Origin of the sequence: Tahibacter sp. (assembly GCF_035481375.1) — a bacterium.
In the GTDB taxonomy this organism is placed as follows: domain Bacteria; phylum Pseudomonadota; class Gammaproteobacteria; order Xanthomonadales; family Rhodanobacteraceae; genus Tahibacter.
This window is the reverse complement of sequence record NZ_DATIGT010000006.1, coordinates 1-6423: the sequence shown is the minus strand read 5'-3', so window position 1 is coordinate 6423 and position 6423 is coordinate 1. Positions and strand designations below refer to the sequence as shown.

The window sequence follows — 6423 nt, the reverse complement described above, 5'->3', positions numbered from 1 at the left end:
GGCGAGCCAGCCGGTCGCCGGCGTCGCGATCGCCGCGGCGACGATGTAGGACGTCAGCACCCACGACACCTGGTCCTGCGTCGCCGACAGCGCGCCCTGCATGTCGGGCAGCGCGACGTTTGCGATCGTCGTGTCGATGACCTGCATCAGCGTCGCCAGCATGATCGAGGCGACCAGCAGCGGCAGGTTGGCGACGTCGCGATGCGTGGCGGCGCTGCTCATGGTCTGCCTCGGCTCAGCGGCTCGCGACCGGCTGTTGCGCCGCGCCGTGACCGAAGAACTGCGTGTAGCGCGCGCGTTCGCGGCCGGTGTCGATCTCGACTTCGGCGCTCATGCCGGCGCGCAGCTGCGGCAGGCCTGCATCGGACTCCAGCGCGAGGCGCACCGGAATGCGCTGCACGATCTTGACCCAGTTGCCGGTCGCGTTCTGCGCGGGCAGCACGGCGAATTCCGCGCCGGAAGCCGGACTGATCGAGGCGACGCGCGCGTTCCAGTGCCTGCCCGGATACGTGTCGATCGCGATCTGCGCGGTCTGGCCGATCGCGACGTTGGTCAGATCGGTTTCCTTGAAATTGGCCTCGACCCAGAGCGTCTGCGTCGCGATCAGCGGCATGGCGGGCTGGCCGATCGTCAGGAACTCGCCGACCTGCAGGTCGGTCTTGCCGATGACGCCGGCAACCGGCGCGCGGACTTCCGCGTGCGCCAGATCGAGCTGGGCCTGCGCGAGCTGTGCGACCGCGAGCTTGTAGCCGGGCAGCGTGTCGTTGGCCGCGCCCGGCAATCCGCCGAGCAGGTTCTGCGCGCGCGCGGCGGCGGCGGCGTTCGCGTCGCGCTTGCCGCGCATGCTCGCGACCGTGTTCGCGGCGTCGTCGAGTGCCTGCTGCGCGACGAGCCCGCGCGTACGCAGATCCTGCACGCGCTCGTACTGCTGCTGCGCGTGATGCAGATCGGCCTCGGCCGAACGCAGGTCGGCTTCGGCGCCGCGATAGCCGTTGCGCGCACCGTCGAGCATGCTGCGCACCGACTCGGCCTGCGCTTCCAGACGCTGCACCGCGATCTTCAGCGGTTCTTCGTCGATGCGGAACAGCAGGTCGCCGGCCTGCACCGGCTGGTTCTCGCGCACGAGCACCTCGACGACGCGGCCGGCGATCTGCGGCGAGATCGTGACCTGGTCAGCCTGCACGTAGGCGTTGTCCGTGCTCACGTAGCGGCCGCCGGACAGCCAGAAATAGCCCGCGATCGCCAGCACGAGCGCCGGGCCCGCGATCCAGAGCAGGGTGTTCGAACGTTTGCGCGGCGGTGCCGGCGCGGCAGTTTCGGTGGTCATGGCGATACTCACGGTTCGTTCGTGTTCTTGGAAGCGGCGTCTTCGAGCGCGAGCAGGTTCTGCTTCATGCGCTCGAGCACGCCGAGACAGGCAATCAGCTCGGCATCCGCGATGCCGGTCAGCGTGTCGTCGCGCAGGCCCGCGGCGATGACCTCCATGTCGTCGAGCACGCCGTGCGCGCGCGGCAGGGTGTGCAGGCGCCAGACGCGACGGTCGTTCGGATCGGGGCGGCGCTCGACGAAGCCGGCCTGCTGCAGCCGGTCGATGACGCGGCCGACGGGAATCGGTTCCATTTCCAGCAGTTCGGCCAGCGCCTTCTGGCTGATGCCGGGCTGGCGATGGACGATCTTGATCGCGCGCCACTGCGCGCGGGTCAGGCCCAGCGGCTCGGCGCGACGGTCGAAGTGCTTGCGCAGCAGTCGCGTCACGTCCATCAGCGGGTAGGCGAAATTCGAGCGGGGATCGGTGCTGTTCATGGCTGCCGAAGACACTATTGCCTAGGCAGGTATTTTTCAATGCCGACGAGTTCAGCAATGACCTAGACCAAGGTCTAGGATCGGAATCGCAAAAAGAACAGCGCCGCCGGGCCGGCCCGACCGCGGGATTCCGAGTTGAGGGAAATGCGTCATCAACGGCGCACGAAGCGCCGCGCTAGGATCCGCCCCATGCAGGTCGTCATCGAAGCCATAGAAGCCGACATCACCACGCTGGCGCTCGACGCCATCGTGAACGCGGCCAACGAAAGCCTGTCCGGCGGCGGCGGCGTCGACGGCGCGATCCATCGCGCGGCCGGCCCCGGGCTTCGCGACGAATGCGCGGCGATGCCGATGGTGCGGCCGCACGTGCGCTGCCCGACCGGCGAAGCCGTGCTGACGGGCGGGCACCGGCTGCCGGCGCGCCACATCATCCACACCGTCGGGCCGGTCTGGTACGGCGGCGACAAGGGCGAGCCGGCGCTGCTCGCGTCGTGCTACCGGCGCTGCCTCGCGCTCGCGCGCGAGCACGACTTCGCGAGCGTCGCGTTTCCGGCGATCAGCTGCGGCGTGTTCGGCTATCCGCTGGCCGAGGCCGTCGCGATCGCCGTCGCCGAAGCGCGCGCGATCGCCGACGAGCCCGGCTCGCTGTCGCGCATCGTGTTCTGCTGCTTCGGTCCGAAGGCGCTGCAGGCCTACCGCGACGCGCTGGCCGCCTGATGCGCGCATGGCGACGGCCCCCGCGCAGCGACGGCACCCATCCGGTTTTTCCGCTGCGCTGGCGCCTGCGCGACGCGCACCTTCTCGCCGACACGCCGACGAGCCGGGTCTGGCGCGTGCGGCGCGGCGACGGTACGGCCGTGGTCAAGGCGCTGAAGCCCCGTGCGCACGATCCGCTCGCGACGCGCGCGTTCGCGCGCTGGCAGCGCGGCCGCGGCCTGGTCCGGCTCTACGCGGCGCAGGGTTCGCTGCAATTGCTCGAAGATGCAGGCGATACCTCGCTGCGCGAGGCGCTCGATCGCGACGGCGACGCGGCGGCGAGCGAGATCGCCGCCGGCGTGCTCGTACGGCTCGCCTCCGCGTCGTCGCCGTCGCGTCGTGCGCCTGCCGCGCTGACGCCGCTGTATCGCCACTTCGCGAGCCTGTTCGCCCGCGCGCGCGGCGCCGCGCCCGACGATCCGTACCGCGAAGCCGCGCGCGTCGCCGAGCGTCTGCTGCGCAACGCACGCGACGAACGGCCGCTGCACGGCGACCTGCATCACGACAACATCCTGCACGGCCCGCGCGGCTGGCTCGCGATCGACGCGAACGGCCTGTACGGCGATCCGGCGTTCGACGCGGCGAATCTGCTCTACAACCCGCTCGACCGCGACGACCTGTGTCTCGATCCGGACGTGCTGCACCGCCGCGCCGAAGCCTATGCGCGCGCGCTAGAACTCCCCGTGCCACAGGTGCTCGGCTACGCGCACGTCTACGGCTGCCTGTCCGCGGCCTGGCATGCCGAGGACGGCAACACGGCCGACGAGACACGCGAGCTTCGCGTCGCTGCGGCGATCCTTTCGCTGGCGCGCGCGCTGTGAGCGCGCGCCGCATGTCGTCATGCCCCGCGCGGCGTCGCCGCGCGAGCCGATTCCTCAGGGGACAGCACCGCTAACGGAGGAGCACCATGTACCGCGCCATCGCCGCACGGCTGAAGTATAGTTTTCCGCTTTTATTGATTGCCCTTTTTGCGAATCCGCCCGCTGCGGCCGACCCGCCCGCCGTCGGAGCGCGCGGCGCCGTCGTCGCGGATCCGGTCGTGCCGCTGCCGCCCGGCGAGCCCTGCGTGGTCGCGCTCTACCGCGACGAGACCTTCAGCGACTTCTCGCTGCACGATTTCAGCTATGCGCCGCCCGCGAACTGCCCCGGCCCCTACGCGAAGATCGTGCTGCGCGCCGACTTCGATGTGACGACCGGCCGGCAGTTCGATCGCACGGCGAACCTCTGGATCGGCGCGGTGAACCTCTATTTCGGCACGACCCAGGAGCCCTCGGCCATCGACGCGCCGCGCTGGCGCATCGAGCGCGACGTCAGCGACTACGTCAGCCTGCTGTCGAGGCCGCAGGGCGGCAAGATCGACCTCGGCAACATCGTCAACGACACCTATACCGGCATCCTGCACGGCAGCGCGGAACTGCTGTTTTTCCGCGATACGGCCGCGAGACCGGACCGTCCGCGCCGTCCCGACCGCGTGCTGCCGATGAGCGGCGGCGCGCTCGGCGGCGTGACCGATCTGAACGGCCCCGACGCGCGCTTCGAGCGCACGTTCACGCTGCCGCGCAACATCGAGCGCGTCTTTCTCGACGTCATCGCGCAGAGCCAGGGCGCCGACGAGTTCTGGATGACCTGCGTGCCCGACGATCTGGCCGAGCAGTTGCAGTCCTGCGGCCACACCGCGTTCCGCGAAACGCTCGTGCGCATCGACGGCGAACCGGCCGGCATCGCGCACGTCTATCCGTGGCTCTACACCGGCGCGATCGATCCCGGCCTCTGGCGGCCGATCCCGGCGCCGCAGACGTTTTCGTTCGAACCCTGGCGCATCGACCTGACCCCGTTCGCCGCGAAACTCAACGACGGCGCGCCGCACACGGTCACGCTGTCGGTCCACAACGCGGGCGACCGCTTCTCGATGGCCGCGAACCTGCTGCTGTTTCTCGACGCCGGACGCGCCGTCGTCACCGGCGCGCTGACCGAAAACACGGTCGCCGCCGTGTCGATTCCGCGACTGACGCGCAACGTGACCGAGACCGACGGCGTGCTGTCGGCCGGGATCAGCACGGAATCGGTCCGCGGACACCTGATCACCGGCCACGTCGACACGTCGCACGGACGCGTCACGACGTCGATCGACCAGCGCTTCGATTTCAACAATTACCAGCAGTTCCGGATTTCCGCGAACCTCTATACGCAGGACATCAACCAGAGTTCGTACGCCTATACGGTCGTGCGGCGCACGCAGAACGGGCGCACGACGATCCTGCGCGACGAACGCTTCCTGCCGCTGTCGATCGCCTACCAATACGAAGCGCAGACGGTCGGCGCGCGCCAGACCACGCGCGTCGCGCAGAAGATCGCCCGCGCGCTCGACGCCGGCACCGAAGGCTGGCCGCTGCGCAGCGCACTCAGCGTCAGCGAGATCGACAACCAGGGCTCGATACTGTTCGCCGGCGACGGCAGCCTCGCGCTGCGCGAGACGCAGAAGGGATGGCAGTCGTTCCACTACGTCGATCCGTTCGGCGCCTGCTATCGCCGCGCGGTCAGCGCCGAACGCGGCGCGGTCACGTCCGTCATCGACGGCGAAGGCTGCCCCGACGGCCGCAACACGCTGCGTGCGTTCGACCATTTCCACAACTTCGCATCGGCGCACTATGGCGCTTCGGTGCAGTTGCTGCCCTAGGAGCCGGGAATCGGGAACGGGGAATCGTGGGAGCGGAAGCAGGCCCGGGTCCCCAAACGAAAACGCCGGCACTTGGCCGGCGTTTTCGTTTCGTTGAAGCGGATTGTCAGGCCGACTTCTTCCACTGGCCCAGCGCGGCCAGACCGTTTTCGCGCGCACGCTGCGCAACGGTCTTCTGCGCGTCGGCGAAGTTCTTCGCCATGTCCTGCGACCAGAGCTTCAGCGCGGCCGACTGCATCGCGCGGCCGTAGGAGAAGCTCAGCGGCCACGGGTGCGGGCCCATCTGGTTCATCGCGTTGAGGTGCGCGGTCGCGGCTTCGTCGGACTGGCCGCCCGACAGGAACACGATGCCCGGCAGCGACGCCGGCACGCTGGCCTTGAGGCAGCGCACGGTCGCTTCGGCGACTTCGTCGATGCTGGCCTGTTCCGGGCAGTCCTTGCCGGAGACGACCATGCTGGCCTTGAGGATGGTGCCTTCGAGCATGACGTTCTGCTCGTACAGCGAGGCGAACAGCGAACGCAGCGTCACTTCGGTCACGTCGTAGCAGACGTCGAGGTCGTGCGAACCGTCCATGAGCACCTCGGGTTCGACCATCGGCACGATGCCGGCTTCCTGGCACAGCGCGGCGTAGCGCGCCAGCGCGTGGCAATTGGCTTCGATGCAGGTCGAGCTCGGCATGTCGTCGCCGATCGTGATGACCGCGCGCCACTTGGCGAACTTCGCGCCGAGGCTTGCGTATTCCTTGAGGCGGTCGCGCAGGCCGTCGAGACCTTCGGTGACCAGCTCGCCCGGGAAGCCGGCCAGCGGCTGCGGTCCCTTGTCGACCTTGATGCCCGGCAGGATGCCGTTGTCGAGCATGATCTTCGTGAACGGCACGCCGGCGCGGCTCGACTGGCGCAGCGTTTCGTCATAGAGGATCGCGCCGGAAATGTGATCGGACAGGCTCGGCGCGGTGAGCAGCATTTCGCGATAGGCGCGGCGATTCTCTTCCGTGCATTCGATGCCGACGCCGTCGAAACGCTTCTTGATCGTCGTGTTCGACTCGTCGATCGCGATGATGCCCTTGCCCGGGGCGACCATCGCCTGGGCAATGCTTTCCAGCTGTTCGATGCTCATGGATGACTCCGTGGGATTGAATCCGGGACGCGACCGCCGGCCGCGGGGCGACCGGCGGGCGGTCGCGGGC

Annotated in this window: 6 protein-coding genes and 1 pseudogene; 3 read left to right on the top strand and 4 right to left on the bottom strand. The window is 69.0% G+C overall.

The genetic code is table 11. The features are described from left to right. From VLF18_RS00260 to VLF18_RS00250, 3 genes and pseudogenes are all read right to left on the bottom strand, one after another. Positions 1-222 (bottom strand): annotated as a pseudogene (locus VLF18_RS00260) (hypothetical protein); the annotation flags it as partial. A 13-nt stretch (positions 223-235) separates the two neighbouring features. Next, positions 236-1327: an HlyD family secretion protein gene (locus VLF18_RS00255; protein ID WP_325277603.1), complete on the bottom strand. Its 1092-nt coding sequence runs from the start codon at positions 1325-1327 to the stop codon at positions 236-238. 8 nt (positions 1328-1335) lie between these two features. Beyond that, positions 1336-1803 carry a MarR family transcriptional regulator gene (locus tag VLF18_RS00250; RefSeq protein ID WP_325277602.1) on the bottom strand — a complete coding sequence of 156 codons (468 nt, stop codon included), beginning with the start codon at positions 1801-1803 and terminating at the stop codon, positions 1336-1338. 189 nt (positions 1804-1992) lie between these two features. Here VLF18_RS00250 and VLF18_RS00245 point away from each other — a divergent pair, with 189 nt between their 5' ends. The 3 genes from VLF18_RS00245 to VLF18_RS00235 all read left to right on the top strand — a co-directional run bounded on the left by VLF18_RS00245 (position 1993) and on the right by VLF18_RS00235 (position 5236). Further along, entirely contained in the window at positions 1993-2520 is a 528-nt protein-coding gene (locus VLF18_RS00245) for an O-acetyl-ADP-ribose deacetylase (protein WP_325277601.1), read from the top strand. Next, positions 2520-3380 (top strand): aminoglycoside phosphotransferase family protein, encoded by an 861-nt coding sequence (locus VLF18_RS00240; protein ID WP_325277600.1) that lies wholly within the window; start codon positions 2520-2522, stop codon positions 3378-3380. The genes VLF18_RS00245 and VLF18_RS00240 overlap by 1 nt, the downstream gene beginning before the upstream one ends. An 86-nt stretch (positions 3381-3466) precedes the next feature. Then, the gene (locus VLF18_RS00235; protein WP_325277599.1) at positions 3467-5236 is read left to right on the top strand and encodes a peptide-N4-asparagine amidase; all 1770 of its coding nucleotides are present in this window, start codon (positions 3467-3469) and stop codon (positions 5234-5236) included. Between the two features lie 106 nt (positions 5237-5342). On the opposite strand, the gene VLF18_RS00230 is transcribed toward VLF18_RS00235, so the two are convergent. After that, positions 5343-6353, bottom strand: a complete 1011-nt coding sequence (locus VLF18_RS00230) for a class I fructose-bisphosphate aldolase (protein ID WP_325277598.1) — start codon at positions 6351-6353, stop codon at positions 5343-5345. Positions 6354-6423: the final 70 nt, after the last annotated feature.

What these genes read in the sequence shown, in the direction of transcription:
- VLF18_RS00255 (WP_325277603.1), bottom strand. Translation starts at nt 1,327, where the DNA reads ATGACCACCGAAACTGCCGCGCCGGCACCGCCGCGCAAACGTTCGAAC.
- VLF18_RS00250 (WP_325277602.1), bottom strand. Translation starts at nt 1,803, where the DNA reads ATGAACAGCACCGATCCCCGCTCGAATTTCGCCTACCCGCTGATGGAC.
- VLF18_RS00245 (WP_325277601.1), top strand. Translation starts at nt 1,993, where the DNA reads ATGCAGGTCGTCATCGAAGCCATAGAAGCCGACATCACCACGCTGGCG.
- VLF18_RS00240 (WP_325277600.1), top strand. Translation starts at nt 2,520, where the DNA reads ATGCGCGCATGGCGACGGCCCCCGCGCAGCGACGGCACCCATCCGGTT.
- VLF18_RS00235 (WP_325277599.1), top strand. Translation starts at nt 3,467, where the DNA reads ATGTACCGCGCCATCGCCGCACGGCTGAAGTATAGTTTTCCGCTTTTA.
- VLF18_RS00230 (WP_325277598.1), bottom strand. Translation starts at nt 6,353, where the DNA reads ATGAGCATCGAACAGCTGGAAAGCATTGCCCAGGCGATGGTCGCCCCG.